Source organism: Pseudomonas sp. NPDC087336, from assembly GCF_044744285.1.
Taxonomy (GTDB): Bacteria; Pseudomonadota; Gammaproteobacteria; order Pseudomonadales; family Pseudomonadaceae; genus Aquipseudomonas.
This window is the reverse complement of record NZ_JBIUYA010000007.1, coordinates 210,094-226,931: the sequence shown is the minus strand read 5'-3', so window position 1 is coordinate 226,931 and position 16,838 is coordinate 210,094. Positions and strand designations below refer to the sequence as shown.

17 protein-coding genes are annotated in these 16,838 nt (G+C 62.1%); 13 read left to right on the top strand and 4 right to left on the bottom strand.

What is annotated here, in order from left to right:
• From ACIO0C_RS09705 to ACIO0C_RS09655, 11 genes are all read left to right on the top strand, one after another.
• Window positions 1-546, top strand: a complete 546-nt coding sequence (locus ACIO0C_RS09705; protein ID WP_401310867.1) for a pilus assembly protein — start codon at window positions 1-3, stop codon at window positions 544-546.
• A complete protein-coding gene (locus ACIO0C_RS09700; protein WP_401310865.1) occupies window positions 533-1,081 on the top strand; it encodes a GspMb/PilO family protein in 549 nt (182 codons plus the stop codon). Before ACIO0C_RS09705 ends, ACIO0C_RS09700 begins: the two co-directional genes overlap by 14 nt.
• Entirely contained in the window at window positions 1,081-1,599 is a 519-nt protein-coding gene (locus ACIO0C_RS09695) for a hypothetical protein (protein ID WP_401310862.1), read from the top strand. Before ACIO0C_RS09700 ends, ACIO0C_RS09695 begins: the two co-directional genes overlap by 1 nt.
• Window positions 1,596-3,428, top strand: a complete 1,833-nt coding sequence (locus ACIO0C_RS09690) for a secretin N-terminal domain-containing protein (RefSeq protein ID WP_401310859.1) — start codon at window positions 1,596-1,598, stop codon at window positions 3,426-3,428. Before ACIO0C_RS09695 ends, ACIO0C_RS09690 begins: the two co-directional genes overlap by 4 nt.
• A 2-nt stretch (window positions 3,429-3,430) precedes the next feature.
• Window positions 3,431-3,904, top strand: coding sequence for a type II secretion system protein (locus ACIO0C_RS09685; protein WP_401310856.1), 474 nt, complete (start codon window positions 3,431-3,433; stop codon window positions 3,902-3,904).
• A gap of 4 nt (window positions 3,905-3,908) precedes the next feature.
• Complete coding sequence (locus ACIO0C_RS09680; RefSeq protein WP_008054599.1) at window positions 3,909-4,283, top strand: type II secretion system protein; 375 nt, start codon at window positions 3,909-3,911, stop codon at window positions 4,281-4,283.
• Complete coding sequence (locus ACIO0C_RS09675) at window positions 4,258-4,797, top strand: type II secretion system protein (RefSeq protein WP_401310853.1); 540 nt, start codon at window positions 4,258-4,260, stop codon at window positions 4,795-4,797. The genes ACIO0C_RS09680 and ACIO0C_RS09675 overlap by 26 nt, the downstream gene beginning before the upstream one ends.
• On the top strand, window positions 4,794-5,183 hold the full coding sequence (gene csgE, locus ACIO0C_RS09670; RefSeq protein ID WP_401310850.1) for a curli production assembly/transport protein CsgE: 390 nt from the start codon (window positions 4,794-4,796) through the stop codon (window positions 5,181-5,183). Before ACIO0C_RS09675 ends, csgE begins: the two co-directional genes overlap by 4 nt.
• The gene (locus tag ACIO0C_RS09665) at window positions 5,180-5,599 is read left to right on the top strand and encodes a curli assembly protein CsgF (protein WP_401310847.1); all 420 of its coding nucleotides are present in this window, start codon (window positions 5,180-5,182) and stop codon (window positions 5,597-5,599) included. Before csgE ends, ACIO0C_RS09665 begins: the two co-directional genes overlap by 4 nt.
• Window positions 5,600-5,629: 30 nt before the next feature.
• A complete protein-coding gene (locus tag ACIO0C_RS09660) occupies window positions 5,630-6,502 on the top strand; it encodes a CsgG/HfaB family protein (RefSeq protein ID WP_401310844.1) in 873 nt (290 codons plus the stop codon).
• Window positions 6,503-7,618: 1,116 nt separating this feature from the next.
• Complete coding sequence (locus tag ACIO0C_RS09655; protein ID WP_401310841.1) at window positions 7,619-7,936, top strand: DUF6124 family protein; 318 nt, start codon at window positions 7,619-7,621, stop codon at window positions 7,934-7,936.
• A gap of 197 nt (window positions 7,937-8,133) precedes the next feature.
• Here the strand turns inward: ACIO0C_RS09655 and ACIO0C_RS09650 are convergent, their stop codons facing one another.
• Genes ACIO0C_RS09650 through ACIO0C_RS09635 form a run of 4 tightly spaced genes read right to left on the bottom strand, consistent with a single transcriptional unit; the run spans window position 8,134 to window position 13,754 of the window.
• Window positions 8,134-9,588 (bottom strand): curlin, encoded by a 1,455-nt coding sequence (locus ACIO0C_RS09650; RefSeq protein ID WP_401310838.1) that lies wholly within the window; start codon window positions 9,586-9,588, stop codon window positions 8,134-8,136.
• Between the two features lie 27 nt (window positions 9,589-9,615).
• On the bottom strand, window positions 9,616-10,077 hold the full coding sequence (locus ACIO0C_RS09645) for a curlin (protein WP_401310837.1): 462 nt from the start codon (window positions 10,075-10,077) through the stop codon (window positions 9,616-9,618).
• A 60-nt stretch (window positions 10,078-10,137) separates the two neighbouring features.
• Entirely contained in the window at window positions 10,138-12,372 is a 2,235-nt protein-coding gene (locus ACIO0C_RS09640) for an Ig-like domain-containing protein (RefSeq protein WP_401310834.1), read from the bottom strand.
• A 35-nt stretch (window positions 12,373-12,407) separates the two neighbouring features.
• A complete protein-coding gene (locus ACIO0C_RS09635; protein ID WP_401310832.1) occupies window positions 12,408-13,754 on the bottom strand; it encodes a hypothetical protein in 1,347 nt (448 codons plus the stop codon).
• A gap of 291 nt (window positions 13,755-14,045) precedes the next feature.
• Between ACIO0C_RS09635 and ACIO0C_RS09630 the strand changes: the two genes are divergently transcribed.
• Window positions 14,046-15,494, top strand: coding sequence for a sensor histidine kinase (locus tag ACIO0C_RS09630; protein WP_401310829.1), 1,449 nt, complete (start codon window positions 14,046-14,048; stop codon window positions 15,492-15,494).
• A 186-nt stretch (window positions 15,495-15,680) separates the two neighbouring features.
• On the top strand, window positions 15,681-16,760 hold the full coding sequence (locus ACIO0C_RS09625) for an SCO family protein (RefSeq protein WP_401310827.1): 1,080 nt from the start codon (window positions 15,681-15,683) through the stop codon (window positions 16,758-16,760).
• Window positions 16,761-16,838 lie beyond the last annotated feature (78 nt).

Here is a 16,838-nt window from a genome sequence, read left to right as displayed (position 1 = left end):
ATGCGCCCCCTGATGCTCGACTTTCAGCCGCGCCGCCGCTCAAGCCCCCTGGGCTGGAGCCTGCTGGCCGGTGGCGTGGTGCTGGCGCTGACCTGCATCGTCTTTCAACAACACGTGAGCGGGGAGGCCGAACAACAGCAAGGCCATCTGCAAACCACGCAACGGGTGCTCACCGGCGACACCGGCGCCAAGGTCAGCCTGACCCCGGCCGAAACCCGCGAGCAGGCGCAGAACCTGGCCGAGATGCGCAAGGTGTCGCAGCAGTTGCGCCGGCCCTGGGAGCGCCTGTTCGCCACCCTGGAAGCCATGCCCCGGGACAACATTGCCTTGCTGACCCTGACCCCGGATGCCCGCAAGGGCCAGGTGCGGATCAGCGCCGAGGCGCGTGACCTGGACGCGATGCTCGACTTCCACCGCCGCCTCGAAGCCTGCGACGAGCTCTCCGACGTGTCGTTGCTCAGCCACGAAATCGTCGCCAACGTGCCGGAACACCCGGTGCAATTCAACTTGTCGGCTACCTGGGAGATTGGCGATGCAAATCCCTAGATTGATCGTCCACGAATACCTGCAAAGCCTGGGCGTGCCCGGCCTGGCGGGGCTGGCCATGCTGGTGCTGGCACTGACCTACGGCCTGTTCGGCTTGTTGCCCGACTGGCAGGCGCTGCAGCACCTGAGCCAGCAGACCCAGGACGCCCGCGAGTACCTGGCCAAGGTCGAGGAGGGCACGATCGCCGCTCCAGTCGTGCCGCAACGCCAGCTCGATGATTTCCGCAGCAAATTGCCGACCCAGCCCCAGGCCACTGTTGCCATCGACAAGATCTACGCGCTGGCCGCCCAGGAACGCATCACCCTGTCCCGGGGCGAGTACTCGCTGGGCATCGATCCCAAGACCCACCTGGCGCGCTATCAGATCCTGTTACCGGTGCGCGGCAGCTACCCGCAACTGCGGCGCTTCATGCACGCCTTGCTCGGCCAGTTGCCGGCGGTGGTGGTGGAAGACCTGGAGCTTTCGCGCAAGAAGATCGCCGACACCGACCTGAACGGGCGGATCCGCATGACCCTTTACCTGTCGAGGTCATGATGAACAGCAAACGTGCAGTGGGTTGGGTGGCGTTCCTCGGCGTGGCCGCGGCGCTGACCTGGTTACCCGAGTACTTCAAGCAGGCCGACGACAGCGATGTGCAAGTGGCCGCCGTGGCCGCGCCGGCCAAAGGCAAGAACCGTGGTGCTTCGCCAGCCGCGCAAGCCTCCGCTGTGCCAGTGGCGATCAAGGACCTGAGCCCGGCGGGCGACCTGTTCGCCGCGCGCAGCTGGAAGGCCGCACCGACCCTGGCCAGCGTCACCGAACAACCCGTCAACGTTGCACCGGTGGTGCAGGTCCCCACTGCACCGCCCATGCCGTTCCAGTTCATCGGGCGGATGCATGACCGCACCGACCTGCAAGTGTTTTTGCAAAACGGCGAAAAGATCTACGTCGTGCGTAAAGGGGATGTGATCGACGAAACATGGAAGATCGAGGGTATTTCCGATCTGGAACTGAGCCTGGTCTATTTGCCTCTGCATTTGTCCCAGACCTTGTCTGTGGGGAGCGCGCAATGAACAAATCCCGTTTGCTGATGAGCCTGTGTCTCTGTGCAGGGCTGGCCGCCTGCAGCTCGGCGCAGGTTGCCAAGGAAGAAGCCTCTGAGCTGATCGAACAGGGTCAGTACGAAGCCGGCCTGGCCCGGATCGAGGAGGGCCTGCGGGAAAACCCTCGCGATACCGAACTGCACATTGCCCTCAACAGCGCGCGTGCCCGTTCGATCACGGCGCTGCTGACCCAGGCCGACATGGATCGCACCCAGCGTGATTTCGCGTCCGCTCGCATGGGGTACGGCCGGGTGTTGACCATCGAGCCGAACAACCGCCGCGCCCAGGACGCCTTGCGCCAGCTGGAACACATGCGCAGCCTCGATGAAAAACTCGAACTGGCCCGTGGCGACCTGCGCCGTGGTGACATCTACGGCGCCGAGCGTCAGGTCAGGCAGATTCTCGAACTGGACCCCAACAATGAAGGAGCCCTGGAACTGCAAGGCAATATCCGCCTGGTGCAGAGCCGGAACGTAGTGACCTATCCGCAACTGCGCACCCGCCTGGACAAGCCGGTGACCCTGGAATTTCGCGACGCCAACCTCAAGACCATCTTCGAAGTGCTGTCCCAGGTCGCCGGCCTGAACTTCATCTTCGACAAGGACCTGCGCCCAGACATCAAAGCCACCATTTTCGTGCGCGACGTGCGCATCGAAGACGCGGTGGAACTGCTGCTGCAACAGAACCAGCTGCACCAGAAAGTGGTGAACGAAAACACCCTGCTGATCTACCCGGACTCGCCGCAGAAGCTCAAGGATTACCAGGAACTGGTGATGCGTACCTTCTACCTGACCAGCATCGATGCCAACACCGCGTTGAACATGGTCAAGACCATGCTCAAGACCCGCGACGTGTTCGTCGACGAACGCCTCAACACCCTGACCATGCGCGACACCGGCGACGCCGTGCGCATGGCGGAAAAACTCCTGCAATCGCAGGATCAGTCCAACCCCGAAGTGGTGCTGGAAGTGGAAGTGATGGAAGTCGCCACTCAGCGGATCCTCGACCTGGGCCTGCAATGGCCGAACACCTTTGGCGTGATCAACAGCGACGGTACCGCGGTCAGCGTTCTCGACCAGCTCAAGGGCATCAACTCCAGCCGGATCACCATCCAGCCTTCGCCACAGGCCAAGATCAACGCGGCAGACAAGGACATCAATACCCTGGCCAGCCCGGTGATCCGCGTCAGCAACCGCGAACAGGCGCGCATCCACATCGGCCAGCGCGTGCCGATCATCAGCGCCACGTCGGTGCCGTCGACCCAGGGACCGGTGATCACCGAAAGCGTGACTTACCTCGATGTCGGTCTGAAACTGGAGGTGCAGCCCACCGTGCACTTGAACAACGAAGTGGCGATCAAGGTGGCTCTGGAAGTCAGCAACGCCACGCCACTGGAACCGACCCGCCAGGGCACGATTCCGGTCCAGGTCGATACGCGCAACGCGCAGACCACCCTGCGCCTGCATGACGGCGAAACACAGATCCTCGCCGGCCTGATGCGCAACGACCATGGCAGCACCGGCAACAAGATTCCCGGTCTTGGCGATATCCCGGGCCTCGGCCGCCTGTTCGGCAGCAACAAGGACGACGTGAGCAAATCCGAGCTGGTGCTGTCGATCACGCCGCGGATCGTGCGCAACCTGCCGTACCAGAGCCCGTCGGACATGGAATTCCCCACCGGCACCGAAACCAGCATGCACATCCAGGCGCCGGATCGCTCGAAGGTCGAAGTCGAAGAGGTGAAAGTGCGGGGCATGAACGCACCGATCGCTACCACCGTCACCGTCGGGAAGCCTTGATCATGAACGCCTCGCAACGCGGTTTTACCTTGATCGAAGTCGTGGTGACGCTGTCGTTGATCGGCCTGCTGGCCGGCATGGCCGCGCCGCTGACCGAGACCGTGGTGCGCCGGGGCAAAGAGCAGGAACTGCGGACCGCGTTGTACCAGATACGCGATGCCATCGACGCCTACAAGCGCGCTTTCGACGCCGGTTACATCGAGAAGTCGCTCAACAGCAGCGGCTACCCGCCGAACCTGCAGGTGCTGGTGGAAGGGGTGCGCGATGTGCGTAGCGCCAAGGGTGCCAAGTTCTATTTCCTGCGCCGCGTACCCCATGACCCGCTGGCACCGGTCAAGCGCGACGACGAAGGTGGCTGGGGCCTGCGCTCCTATGACAGTACGGCTCAAAACCCGCGGGACGGCGAGGACGTCTTCGACGTTTACTCCAAGGCCCGGGGCAAGGGTCTCAACGGCATCGCCTACCGGGAGTGGTGAACATATGCGTCGGGAAAAGGGTTTTACCCTATTGGAACTGATGGTGGTCATGGCAATCATCGCCACCCTGATGACGATCGCCTTGCCCCGCTATTTCAACAGCCTGGAGGCCTCCAAGGAGACCACCCTGCGCCAGAGCCTGTCGGCGATGCGCGAGGCCCTGGACCACTACTACGGTGACACCGGGCGCTATCCCGATTCCATCGAGCAGCTGGTTGAACAGCGCTACCTGCGCAATCCGCCGATGGACCCGATTGCCGAACGCAAGGACGCCTGGGTCATGGTTGCACCGCCTGACGGCGTGGCCGGCGGTGTCGCCGATATCAAGAGTGGTGCCACAGGGAGGGCGCGTGATGGCAGCCTGTATTCCGAGTGGTAAGCCTGGGGCGCAAGACGGCTTCACCTACCTGGGTGTGCTGTTTCTGATCATGGTGATGGGCATGGGCCTGGCCAGTGCCGGCGAGTTGTGGTCCACCGCCTCGCGGCGCGATCGCGAACGCCAATTGCTCTGGGTCGGCACCCAGTACGCCCAGGCCCTGCGCAGCTATTACCGCAGTTCGCCCGGCCTGGCCCAATACCCCAAGGAACTCGCCGACCTGTTGCAGGACGAGCGCTTTCCCAATGCCAAGCATCATATCCGCCAGCTGTACCCGGACCCGATCGGCGGCGGCGAATGGTTCCTGATGCGTGGCTTCGACGGACGCATCACCGGCATCAGCAGCTCGTCCACGGAACTGCCGCTCAAACAGGCGGACTTCCCCAGCCAGTGGTCGGACTTCAACGGCATGGCCAGCTACAAGGACTGGCAGTTCGTGGCCGAGAAAGCCTTCCTCGATGGCACCTCGGGCCCGGCCAAAGGCCAGTCCGCGGCACCTGGGGGATTGCAGCCATGAAGCGCTTCTGTCTGGCGTTGGTCTTGCTGTTGAGCACTGCTGTGACCTGGGCCGCTGAAGAGGACGAAATGCTCGGCTTTATCGTCGACGACACGATCTCGCACATCGGCCACGAATTTTACTACTCGTTCAGTGAACGCCTGCGCGCCACCAGCCCGATGGATTTCAACCTGGTGGTACGCGAACGACCTTCGGCTCGCTGGGGCAGCCTGGTGACCGTGGAATATCAACAACGCCTGGTTTACCGGCGCTTCCTGCCGCCGAACACCGTGGAGCTCAAGGACGAGGCCTATGCCGCCGCCGACTGGGTACGCGGGCAGATTGTCCAGCGCAAGCTGGAAACCTTGTTGCAGGACACCACGGACCTTGAGAGGGACGAACTATGAAAGCGAAAACGTTTTTGCAGCGCGCCGGTGGATGCTTGCTCGGGCTGGGCGCCTGCGCCCTGGCCCAGGGCACGGAACTGGTCTATACGCCCGTCAACCCTTCGTTTGGCGGCAACCCGTTGAACGGCACCTGGCTGCTCAACAACGCCCAGGCGCAGAACGACTACGACGATCCCGACTTGAAGGATCGGACCTCGGCGGCCGGCACCTCGGCCCTGGAGCGCTTCAGCGCCCAGTTGCAATCGCGCCTGCTGGGGCAACTGCTGGACAACATTTCCACCGGCAATACGGGGAGCCTGTCCACGGACGCTTTCATCGTCGACGTGGTCGACGACTCCGGTGCGCTGACGATCAACGTGACCGACCGGGCCACGGGTGAAGTTTCGGAAATCCAGGTCAATGGCCTGGCCCCTTGAGGGGAATCGGGACAATGGGGAGTTAAGGACATGAAAAAAATAATTGCGCTAGGGCTGATGTTGGCGGCATTACAGGGGTGCAGTCTGCGCGAGCCGATGCCGGCCGAACAGGACTCCAAAACCCCGACCCTGACCCCAAGGGCCTCGACTTACTACGACCTGATCAACATGCCACGACCCAAGGGCCGGTTGATGGCGGTGGTCTACGGCTTCCGTGACCAGACCGGGCAATACAAGCCGACCCCGGCCAGCTCGTTTTCCACCAGCGTCACCCAGGGCGCGGCGAGCATGCTGATGGACGCCTTGCAGGCCAGCGGCTGGTTCGTGGTGCTCGAGCGCGAAGGGCTGCAGAACCTGTTGACCGAGCGCAAGATCATCCGCGCCTCGCAGAAAAAACCCAATACCCCGGTGAACATCCAGGGTGAACTGCCACCCCTGCAAGCGGCGAACATGATGCTCGAAGGCGGGATCATCGCCTACGACACCAACGTGCGCAGCGGCGGCGAAGGGGCGCGCTACCTGGGCATCGACATTGCCCGGGAGTACCGTGTCGACCAGGTCACGGTGAACCTGCGTGCGGTGGACGTGCGCAGCGGGCAGGTGCTGTCCAACGTCATGACCAGCAAGACCATCTACTCCGTGGCCCGTAGCGCTGGCGTGTTCAAGTTCATCGAGTTCAAGAAATTGCTTGAGGCCGAAGTGGGTTACACCACCAACGAACCGGCGCAGTTGTGCGTGTTGTCGGCGATCGAGGCGGCGGTGGGGCATATGCTGGCGCAGGGGATCGAGCGACGTTTGTGGCAGGTGGCGGGGGATAATTCCCAGCCTGCGCAGAATGAAACGCTGGATCGGTACCTGACGCAGAACCGGGTGGTGCCGGAGGGTGAGGGGGCGGATGAGTGAGCCGAGGCGACCTGAAAGCCGACCAGGCTCCCGCAGATGTACCCAATCCAAACTGTAGGAGCTGGCTTGCCGGCGAAGGCGGCCTGACAGCCGACCCATCTCTCACGGCTGTACTCGATTAACTGTGGGAGCTGGCTTGCCGGCGATGGCGTCCTTACAGCCGACCAGGCTCCCGCAGATGTACCCGATCCAAACTGTAGGAGCTGGCTTGCCAGCGAAGGCGGCCTGACAAACGACCTGGATTTTGTTGACGGAGTACATATCCATTTCTGCGGTAACGGCCACCTAGGGTTTCGCCCTTACGGCGAGTCACTTGGAAAAGCCCCAAGTAACCAAGGGCTCTTGCCCCTGACGTTCGGTGCCTCGCTAATGCTCGGCATGCCCTCGCTCCGGTCCTGCTCCGTGGGCCCGCCGCGATGGGCCCTCCCTGGCCCAGCGCGGCTAAACCGGCATCCATGCCGGTTTACCCACTGCGCAGAACCTCCGCTCGGCCTCTCGACGGGGCAAGAAAATCAAAAGCCAAAGCAAGATCAAAAGCCAAAGCAAAAGCAAAAACGAGGCGGCCTACGAGCCGACATGATTTAGCGGGTGTACCCGATCCCCCTGTAGGAGCCAGGCTTGCCAGCGAAATAGGCGCTACGGTGTCTCTGTTGTACCGCGCTATCGTTCTTCGCCGGCAAGCCTGGCTCCTACAGGGGTATGTCGCCCACAAAGTCACGGTATGGGCGCGCTTTTTTTGTAGGAGCGAGGCTTGCCCGCGAAGGCGGCTTGTCAGTCGACCAATCTCCCACGGCTGTACACGATCCAGGCAACATCTGTAGGAACAATCCGCGGCTACATCGCCTTGCGCCGTTGCCTACAACTACGCCAGAATCCGCCCGCTTGTGCGCCTTGGTCCTTGTCTCTATCGTCGCCGTATCGCTGCACATTCAGTGGTCGGGTTTAGCAGCTCGGTCAATTTCAAGGCGCGTCATTGTCACCCCGTTATGGTGGCTGTGCGTGGGGCACTTCGGTGCGCCGGGTTCCTTGATCCCTGGTCTGCTAACCCGCGTACAGTCGCCACCCATTCCATTTAGCAGCGAAGTGTGGCGGTTCCACTGATCGAGGAGCTTCACGATGCCCAAGCCCAGCCCCAATCCCCCCGCATCAAAATCCGAAAATCCAGCTTCCAGCCTTCATCTAAAACCCGCCATCCTGAAATCTTCCACCCCCCACAACCCCAGCTCAATGTTCCTCATCGCCCCAGACATCAGCACCGAAGACCTGCTGTCCCACGCCTGCGAATCCCTGGCGTCCGCCAGCATCATGGCCACCGATTTCGCAACGTTTGTAGACGGCCCCCAGCGCAGCATGTTGCTGGGCATCCAGCAGGTGATCATGCTCGCCGACCTGGCGGTAAACCGAGCGTTGGATAATCTCGATCCGCAGGGCTAACCACCCCATCTGTGGGCGCTGGCTTGCAGGAGCGCCGCATCCCAACAATGGCGCCCGAAAGAGCAGCGCAGGACCCAAGGACGCCTTCGCCTGCAAGCCTGGCTCCTACAGGGTTGTGCCGTCCAAAAATGAAGGTGTGGGCCATAAAAAAACCGCGACCCTCCCTCAAGAGCCGCGGTTTTTTCCCGCCGTGCAGTTTACTTCTGCAACACAGTCGCACTGTTAGCCGAACCAAACTGCTGCACGTTGGCCGTCTGGGTCATGCCGCTCTGATCGACACTGGCAATGTTGCCAGTCCCGCCCTGGGTCACGTAGGCGACGTTCATGGTGTCCGCCTGCTTGATGGTGATCATGTTGTCTTCGCCATACAGCTGCGTGGTGAACGCCTGGTTGCCGCTGCCTTCCTGGTTGACGTCGGTGGTGTTGTGGGTGCCGGTGCTGCTGCCCTGGGTCAGGTTGTTGGTGCCGCGCTGGTCGGCGATGAGGATGTTGTCGGTGCCGTTCTGGTCGAAGTACAGCTCGTTGTAGGTATCGGCCTGGGTGACCGTGGTTTTGTTGCCGTAGCCGGTCTGGTTGGTGGTCATGATGTGGCCGGTGTTTTTCTGGGTGAAGTTGGCGACGTTGCCGTCGCCGTTCTGGTTGACGGTGGCGCGCTGGTTGCTGCCGAACTGGCCGCCCATTTGCGTGGCCGGGCCTTTCCAGTTGCTGGCATAGACCTTGTTGTCGTTACCCGAAGACGTGGCGTTGAGCACATGGTTGGTGCCGGTCTGGTAGGTGAAGTGGATGTTGCCGATGCCCTGTTGATTGAGGGTCACGGTCGAGCCCATGGACTCGAACTGGTCGGCATAGATCGCGTTGAGATCACCGACCTGGATCACCTGGGCGACGTTGTGGTCGCCGAAACTCTGGTCGACGATGGTTTCGTTGGTCTGGCCGTTCTGGTCGATGGTGGTTTTGCTGGCGACCTGGGTGTCCTGCCAGACTTCGCTGCCGTTGCCGTCGCCATACTGGTTGATGGTCAGGTTGCCGCCATCGCCGTAGCGTTGGTCACCGTAGGCATAGTTGGTGCCACCGGACTGGTTGATATCGATCTGGCCGTTCATGTGGTTGATCTGTTCGGCGGTGGCGTAGTTGGCGGTGCCGTACTGGATGATCACCGCGTTGTTGGCCGTGCCCACCTGGATCTGTTCGATGTTGGCTTCGTTGCTGTCGCCGTACTGGTAGGTTTTGCCGGAGGTGTTTTCCTGGCTGTCCTGGTAGACGAACGAGAAGTTGCCATTGCCTTCCTGTTGTTGCAGGACCTGGCCACCGCCGACCCCGATCGACTGGCTGGCATGGCTGATGTTGGTGTCACCGCTCTGGTTCTGGATGATGCTGCTGTTGTTTTCGAACAGTTGCTCGGCATAGCCGGCGTTGTAGTTGCCGCTCTGGTTCTGTTCGATGGTGCTGGTGGCGTTGTCTTGTACGGCGGCCGCGTCGTTGCCGGTGCCGGACTGGTTCTGGGTGGCGGTGCTCAGGGGCGCCGCCGTCTGTTTCACATCGGCGATGTTGGTGTCACCGAACTGGTTTTGGGTCGACACGCTGTCATTGGCCAATGCTTGAGCACTGACTATGACCAGGATGGCGGCGGTGAGGGGCGTCAGTTTGAACATGATGAAACCTCCAAGTGGTGCAGTGCTTTAGCGATATTGAGTGACCGATACGCTCATTCCATTTCCTGCTTGGGTCACAGCGCTTTGCTGTCCCGTGCCGGCCTGGACAATGCTGGCGTCGTTGTTGTTGCCGTTCTGGGATATCTGTGCGCGGTTGTGGCTGCCGGTTTGGGTGATGGACGCGGCGTTGCCGTAACCTTGTTGGTTGATCAATGCCATCAGGTCGCTGCCTTGCTGCAGGATGTACGCTTCCTGATTGCTGCCCGACTGCACGATCTGGCCAAGCAGCGACTGGCCGTTCTGCTGAAGCAGCGCGACGTTGGCCTGGCCGTTCTGGTCGATCAGGGCTTGCTGGCCCACCGGAGGTGGCAGCTCGCCAAGATCGACGCCGGGTGCGATGTCATCGTTCTCCATCAAATCGTCGGCACGCCCGCCCGCGCCGCTGCAGAGCAGAAGCAGGCAGAGCAGGGCGGCGGTCGGCGTTTGCATGGCGTTGTCCTTAGGTAAGAGGCCGGCCTCCCCAGCCAGGTCGGCTGGGGAGGCGAGGGCTCAGTTGGAGACCACCGACACCGTGCGCACAGTGCCTTGGGACGATGTGATGGTGGCTGTCGGGTTCGCCGACGGAATCACCGTGGTCGAGTTGCTGACGGTCAGCCTCCAGCGCCCGGTCAGTGGCACCGTGGTGCTACCCAGGGTTACCAGGCCGGTTGGCGTGGTCACCTGGACGGTGATGGTGTTGCCGGTGGTCACCGAGGAGGTCCCCGTGAAGTCCCAGTTGAAGCGGTTGTTGGAACGGGCCGTCACCGTGGCTGTCGTGACCGTGAACGTTTCCGCGGCAGGCCGTGGCGAGACTTGCACCGTGACCGTGGCCGGTGACGTCGCCTGGGCACCGAAGCTGTCCTGGGCGATGTAGGTGAAGGTCGTGGTGAACGCCGTGGTGACCGTGGCCGGTGGGTTGTAGGTCAGGACGGTGCCGTTGCTGGTCACCGTGCCGCGCCCGGTCGGTGGTTGAGTGAAGCTGGCGACTGCGAGCGGCACGTTGCCTTCCGGATCGGTGTCGTTGGCCAGCACGCTGATCGGTATCGACACACCCAGGGTCGCAATGCTGTCGGCGACGGCCACCGGAGGCTGGTTAGGCGCCACAGTGATGGTCACGGTCGCCGCAGCGGTCGAGGCCAGGCCTTTGATGTCTTGCGCCTTGTAGGTGAAGGTCGTGGTCAGCGGAACAGTAACCACGGCTGGCGGGGTGTAGACCACCGCCGTGGTGCCGCTCAACGCCACGGTGCCCTGGCCGGTCGCCGGTTGGGTCAGCTCGGTGATGCTCAGTGGTGTGTTGCCGTCCGGGTCGCTGTCGTTGGTCAGCACGTTGAGGGTGATCGGGATGCCGAAGCTGGTGCTGCCGCTGTCGGCGAGCGCAATCGGCGCCTTGTTCTCGCCGGTGTCTGGCGCGGTGCCGACAACCACGACTGGCTCTGTATCGCTACCGCCCGAGGCCGACTTGATCGTCACGGTTGCCGGTGGCTGGGCCAGGTCAGCGACGGTCAGGCGTTGCAGGGTGCCGGACTTGGTCAACCGTCCGTAGCCCTGGGCGACCATATCCGGTACCACCACTTCGTCAGACGAGGTGGCTTCGATCAGCAGGCTGTGGTTGTCCCAGCTGTAGCGCGCGGTCTGGACCTTCACCACGTCGCTGACTTTGCTCGATACCGCCGTCGGCCGGGTGGTGCCACTGGGGTTGGTCGCGGTGACCACCACCAGTGGAGGAACGGTGCTGCCTGTCAGGCGATGGCCGAAGAACTGACCGTTGTTGTCGCCAGGCATAGTGATCAGGCAAGGCGTCGGCGGTGGTCCGGCCACCAGGGCGACGGATTCGCGAAAGCACAGGCTCGAACTGTTGGCCGATTTGCCGAAGACCTCCACCCGGGTACCTGCAGAGGTGCGACGGTAAGTGGCGCGGCCGATTTCCACCGGGGTTTGCGCCCGGTTGTCGAGGACTTTGCCAGACACGGTAAAGAGGTTGGTCTCGATGGTCCCGGCCGGACCCTGGACCCGCAGGAAGTTGGTATTGAACGGGCTGCCGGTGACCGCTTCGGTGAGGTTCGGGTCACCGACGAAAGTCTCGGTGGCACCGGTGTCCGGGTTCAGTTCGGTATAGGGACCGTTGACGCTGCGCAGGAATGGTCCGACTTCACCGTTGAGGGCGCCGGAGAAGTTGCCCGGTGCGCCGATGCCGATGTCGCGGGTTATGTTGATCGCCCGGCGGCCCGGTGTGGTGACGGTGACCGTATCCACGCCGTACGGGTGGGTGATGGTGTAAGTCCCGGCGACCGGCACGTTCACCCGCAGACGGATCCGCGCGAAGCTTGCCTGGTCTCCGTCGACAGGGTTCTCGGACGCGAATGCCGCTTCGATCCCGGCCACATAGGCATCCACGCCATAACCACCGACATCGTTGATGCTGGTCTCGGCGAGGTACCAGAACGTTTCTGGTGGCCAGTTATCCGGGAACACCATCGGCTGGGTGTCGTCGTAAACCCCCGGTTCCGGGATCAGGATGCACATGTAGGCTGGTGCACCGGGCGCGCCCGGTGACCGCGAACTGGTCGCCCGCGACTGGCACAGTTCCAGCGACAGCAGATTGTTGTCCTGATACCACATGGGGAATTTCCCCGTGGCATAGGTGTAGGGGCCGGGGTCGACGGCAGCCAGTTGCGCGAATGCACTGCCGGACAACGATAGAGTCAGTCCCAGGGCGTTGAGCGCCAGGCGTGGCAATTTGTTCATGATGCCTCCTGATGAGGATCTGCGCATGTGTGCGTTCATTGCACGATGACCACTTCTTCGGTATCGCTGCCGCCATTGGATGACGTCACCCGAACCTGGGCCGGTGGAATCGGCGTGATGCCGGTCGACAGGGATTTCACCGCGCCATCGCCACTGAGTGAGCCGATGGCGACACCCGTGCCGGTGGTGGCGGTGAGCACCGGTGGCGAGACTTCATCGCTGGTCGAGGCCACGATGGTGATCTGCCCGCTGTTGAGGCTGTATTGGGCCTGCGAAATCACCACCAGGTCGGTCAACGGCATGGACAGGGTGGTCGGCGTGCTGCTGGGAATGGCCAGGTGGTTATCGGCAGTCACCTGCAAGCTGCTCGGCAACGTCGGGTTGGTGGAGGATTGCGCGTACCAGTGGCCGGTGGTGTCGGCCTCGGTCAGGTTCAACACCGGGCTGTTGCTGTCCAGGGTCACGGTGGCCGGTGGTGGCGGGGCCATCACGAATACATCCTGCTGTGCCACCGGTGCGCTTTCCCCGGCTTTGCGCGAATAAGTGCTGCGCTCGGTGATCATCGGGGTGGGGCGGACCACCGTCGACAATTTGCCGGAAATGGTCATCACCGTCGTGCGCAAATCCAGTCCGTTGGGCCCTTCGATGCGGATGTAGTTGGTGTTGAAAGGGCTGCCGGTGAAGGCCTCGGCCAGGTTCGGATCGCCAACGAATTGCTCGGCTTGACCGGTGTCCGGGTTGGTTTCGGTGTAGGGGCCGTTGACGCTGCGCAGGAACGGCCCGATATCGCTCCTGAGTGCGCCGTCGTAGGTTTTCGGCGAGCCGATGCCGATGTCGCGGGTCATGTTGATGGCGCGGCCTCCACCGGCGGGAACGTCAAAGATGTCGACGCCGTAGGGGTGGGTGATGGTGTAGACGCCGGCGGTGGGCACGTCGACCCGAATACGGATACGGCCAAAACTGACCTGGTCGCCTTCTTTCACTTCTTCCGCGGCGAAGGCTGCTTCGATGGCGCTGACAAACGTCAGGTCGATGCCCCGGGCCGCGTCGACGATGGAACCCTCACCGGTAAACCAGAACGTTTCATCGGGAAAGTTGCTCGGGAAAGCGATGGGCAGGGTGTCGTCGAAAACCCCGGGAGCAGGATTCAAAACGCACATGTAGGAGGGGGCGCCAGGAGCACCCGCAACCCTGGAACTGACAGCCTTGGACAAGCACAAATCGAGGGTTCGACCGTGGGAGTCCTGATACCAGGCAGCGAAGCCGCCGGTGGCGGGTTGATAGGGACCTGGGTCTACAGCAAACAGTGCGGCCTGTGCAGCGCCTTGGGCCAGAGCACTCACGACCAGGGCGATCGCGGTTTTGGACAGTAAAGGGTGCATGAGTATTCCCTCTATCAGAGTACCTGCCCCTTGGATATGGGTCAGTTGGAGGGTCTTCGGCAACTCCCATGCCAACCGCAAAAAATGTCGGTGTCAGCCCCGGTACACAGGCGTTTGCGACGCGCGCCTTGTTCGAACGGCAAATGACCGGGCGGGCCTCTTTCCCCACCATTGGGGGGAGATGGGGGCAGCAGGGGTATCGGGGGGAGGTGGAGGAGGAATGACTCCAATGACGGGCAAACGGCGAGTAGTGCGCTATAAACCTATAGGGCTTCGGCGGGAACAATGTCCATGACCATGCTTGCAAAGACACTGGCGTCCGACCAGGGTGAAGTTCGCTTGAGATCGCGCAAGCAGCCGTTCAATCTGCTGCGCTGGTTTTCGCTCATCAGCATGGCGGTGATCGGCACGGTGGCGGTGGCGTTGGGCTCGGTGTCGACCAAGTTCGTGATTACCGAAAGCGTGCAGCGCGATGCACTGTTGACGTCGCAATTCATCCAGGCGATCGCCTCGGCCGAGGTGCGCCACGTATCGATTCCCAATGTGCGGACCATGGGCGAGTTGCTCGACCCGCGCAAGGACCGGGACTTTCCCGACGTCGACCCGCTGGCCCGCGCCAATGCCCGGGGCGAGTTCCTCGACCACATCGAACACTTGCCGGATGTGATCCTGGCCAACATCTATGCCCCCGACCGCATGATCATCTGGTCGACCAACCCGGCCCTGATGGGGACCACGATTCACGCCGACGAAGACCTGGACCAGGCCCTCGCCTCGAAGAGGCCCGTGTCGGCCAGTTATCACGATGTCGACCAGGCCCGTATGGAACAGAAGTTCATCACGCCGCCGGAATACATTTTCATCGAAAACTACATTCCGCTGTTCGATGCCGAAGGCAAGAACGTCACGGCGATGGTCGAGATCTACAAGGAACCCAAGGACCTGATCAGCCGGATGGAACGCGGCCTGGTGCTGATATGGATGGCCACGGCGCTGGGCGGCGGTCTGATTTACCTGGGGCTGTACTGGATCGTGCGGCGGGCGGCGATCCTGCTGGCGGCGCAACAGAAGCAACTGATCACCAACGAAACCTTCGTGGCCCTGGGCGAGATGTCGTCGGCCGTTGCCCACAGCCTGCGCAACCCCCTGGCCACGATTCGCTCAAGCGCCGAACTGGCACTGGAGTTCGACAGTGGCCCGGCGCACAAGAACATCAATGACATCATCGGCCAGGTCGATCGCATGTCGAAGTGGGTGCGCGAGCTGTTGCAATCCTTGCGCCCGCTCAATGACGACGGTGAACCGATCAACCTGGTGGCGGCGCTGCACGACAGCCTCATGGCTTTTGAGCAGCAGATCGTCAAGGGCCGGGTCAATGTGCTGTTCGAACCCATAGGGACGCCGATGGTGCTGAGCCAGCAGGTGCAGTTGACGCAGATCCTCAACAGTTTGCTGGCCAATGCGCTGGAGGCCATGGACGAAGGTGGTACCTTGGCCATCACCATGGCGCCCATCGATGCCCAACGTGTTCGCGTGGTGGTCAGTGATACCGGCAAAGGCATGACCGAGGAGCAGCGCCGCATGGCGTTCCGGCCGTTTTTCACGACCAAGCAGGGTGGTCTCGGTGTCGGGCTGGTGCTCGTCAAGCGCATCATGGAACGCTTTGGCGGGGCGGTGGCCCTTGAAAGCCGCGAGGGCGAGGGGACCCGTGTCAGCCTGTCGTTCAAGCGGGTTCCCTGAAAATGGGTGTGAACTTCCCCCGATAGCGGGTGCCATTCCCCAGTCGCTACTTCCGATCATGGCACATTGATGTTGATAAGCCGTTGTTTCGTCATGTGTTAATGCCTATGTATAAGGCAGTTACAAATCTGGCCGACTCCTTGCAAAACCCCCGTCATCCCCTTCACACATTCGAGGCGGCTGGTGATGGATACCGCACGTGCGCAAGCCCTGGGCATGCACCTGATGCTGATATTGGTGACTGGTTTGCTGGCCAGCCAGCTGCTGGTCGCCAGTCAGGCACCGACGACACCGGCACCGATAGCCTCTGCCGAATCCTCCACCCCCTGGGGTGGCGACTATTTCCCCAACACCCTGCTGACCGACCAGGACGGTCGGCAGGTGCGTTTTTTCGATGACATGATCAAGGGCAAGGTGGTGGTGATCAACTTCATCTTCACCTCGTGCAGCGACTCCTGCCCGCTGGAAACCGCGCGCCTGCGCCAGGTGCAGAAGCTGCTCGGCGACCGGGTCGGCAAGGACATCTTCTTCTACTCCATCAGCATCGACCCCTTGAGCGATACCCCCGAAGTGCTCAAGGCCTACGCGCAACGTTTTCAGGTCGGGCCAGGCTGGCAGTTTCTCACCGGGGAGTTCGCCGACGTCACCGAGCTGCGGCAAAAACTCGGGCTGTTCATCGAAGGTGTCGACAATGGCCGCAGCAAGGATCACAACCTGAGCCTGATCGTCGGCAACCAGCAAACCGGTCGCTGGATGAAAGCCTCGCCTTTCGAGAATCCCTGGATCCTGGCCGATCAATTGGCCAATACCTTGCATAACTGGAAGCAACCGAGCATCGGCGAAAGCTACGCCAATGCCCCGCAAATCCGCCCGCCGAGCAACGGCGAAGAATTGTTCCGCACCCGTTGCGCGTCGTGCCACAGCCTCGGTCCGATGGATGGGCAGGGCATCGGCATGCGCAGCATCGGTCCGGACCTGATCGGCGTGACGCGCCAGCGCGATCCGGCCTGGCTGAACCGCTGGATCCGCGAACCCGACCGCATGCTGGCCGAGAAAGACCCGATTGCCATGGCGTTGTTCGAGCGTTTCGACAAGATCCCGATGCCCAACCTGCGCCTGGACGAGCGCTCGGCGCAGTCGATCATCGAGTTCCTGCAGGCAGAAACCGACCGCCAGCAGCCGCTGCCCGCACCCCTGGCCGTCGGCGCTGAAGAACCGCAACACGGCCACGCGATCGCGGCACCGGACAAGGCGCAGGTGCAATAGTGGCGTAATAGTTTTATCGGGCAGCCGCGACGGTCAATGCCACCTACACTGATCGGGAATGCGGCTGAGAAAGGCTTG

Excerpts from the sequence above, each read along its gene's own strand:
- ACIO0C_RS09655 (WP_401310841.1), top strand. The coding sequence starts at position 7,619 with ATGCCCAAGCCCAGCCCCAATCCCCCCGCATCAAAATCCGAAAATCCA.
- ACIO0C_RS09700 (WP_401310865.1), top strand. The coding sequence starts at position 533 with ATGCAAATCCCTAGATTGATCGTCCACGAATACCTGCAAAGCCTGGGC.
- ACIO0C_RS09645 (WP_401310837.1), bottom strand. The coding sequence starts at position 10,077 with ATGCAAACGCCGACCGCCGCCCTGCTCTGCCTGCTTCTGCTCTGCAGC.
- ACIO0C_RS09685 (WP_401310856.1), top strand. The coding sequence starts at position 3,431 with ATGAACGCCTCGCAACGCGGTTTTACCTTGATCGAAGTCGTGGTGACG.
- ACIO0C_RS09625 (WP_401310827.1), top strand. The coding sequence starts at position 15,681 with ATGGATACCGCACGTGCGCAAGCCCTGGGCATGCACCTGATGCTGATA.
- ACIO0C_RS09705 (WP_401310867.1), top strand. The coding sequence starts at position 1 with ATGCGCCCCCTGATGCTCGACTTTCAGCCGCGCCGCCGCTCAAGCCCC.
- ACIO0C_RS09675 (WP_401310853.1), top strand. The coding sequence starts at position 4,258 with ATGGCAGCCTGTATTCCGAGTGGTAAGCCTGGGGCGCAAGACGGCTTC.
- ACIO0C_RS09660 (WP_401310844.1), top strand. The coding sequence starts at position 5,630 with ATGAAAAAAATAATTGCGCTAGGGCTGATGTTGGCGGCATTACAGGGG.
- ACIO0C_RS09650 (WP_401310838.1), bottom strand. The coding sequence starts at position 9,588 with ATGTTCAAACTGACGCCCCTCACCGCCGCCATCCTGGTCATAGTCAGT.
- csgE (WP_401310850.1), top strand. The coding sequence starts at position 4,794 with ATGAAGCGCTTCTGTCTGGCGTTGGTCTTGCTGTTGAGCACTGCTGTG.
- ACIO0C_RS09640 (WP_401310834.1), bottom strand. The coding sequence starts at position 12,372 with ATGAACAAATTGCCACGCCTGGCGCTCAACGCCCTGGGACTGACTCTA.
- ACIO0C_RS09665 (WP_401310847.1), top strand. The coding sequence starts at position 5,180 with ATGAAAGCGAAAACGTTTTTGCAGCGCGCCGGTGGATGCTTGCTCGGG.
- ACIO0C_RS09630 (WP_401310829.1), top strand. The coding sequence starts at position 14,046 with ATGACCATGCTTGCAAAGACACTGGCGTCCGACCAGGGTGAAGTTCGC.
- ACIO0C_RS09680 (WP_008054599.1), top strand. The coding sequence starts at position 3,909 with ATGCGTCGGGAAAAGGGTTTTACCCTATTGGAACTGATGGTGGTCATG.
- ACIO0C_RS09695 (WP_401310862.1), top strand. The coding sequence starts at position 1,081 with ATGAACAGCAAACGTGCAGTGGGTTGGGTGGCGTTCCTCGGCGTGGCC.
- ACIO0C_RS09690 (WP_401310859.1), top strand. The coding sequence starts at position 1,596 with ATGAACAAATCCCGTTTGCTGATGAGCCTGTGTCTCTGTGCAGGGCTG.
- ACIO0C_RS09635 (WP_401310832.1), bottom strand. The coding sequence starts at position 13,754 with ATGCACCCTTTACTGTCCAAAACCGCGATCGCCCTGGTCGTGAGTGCT.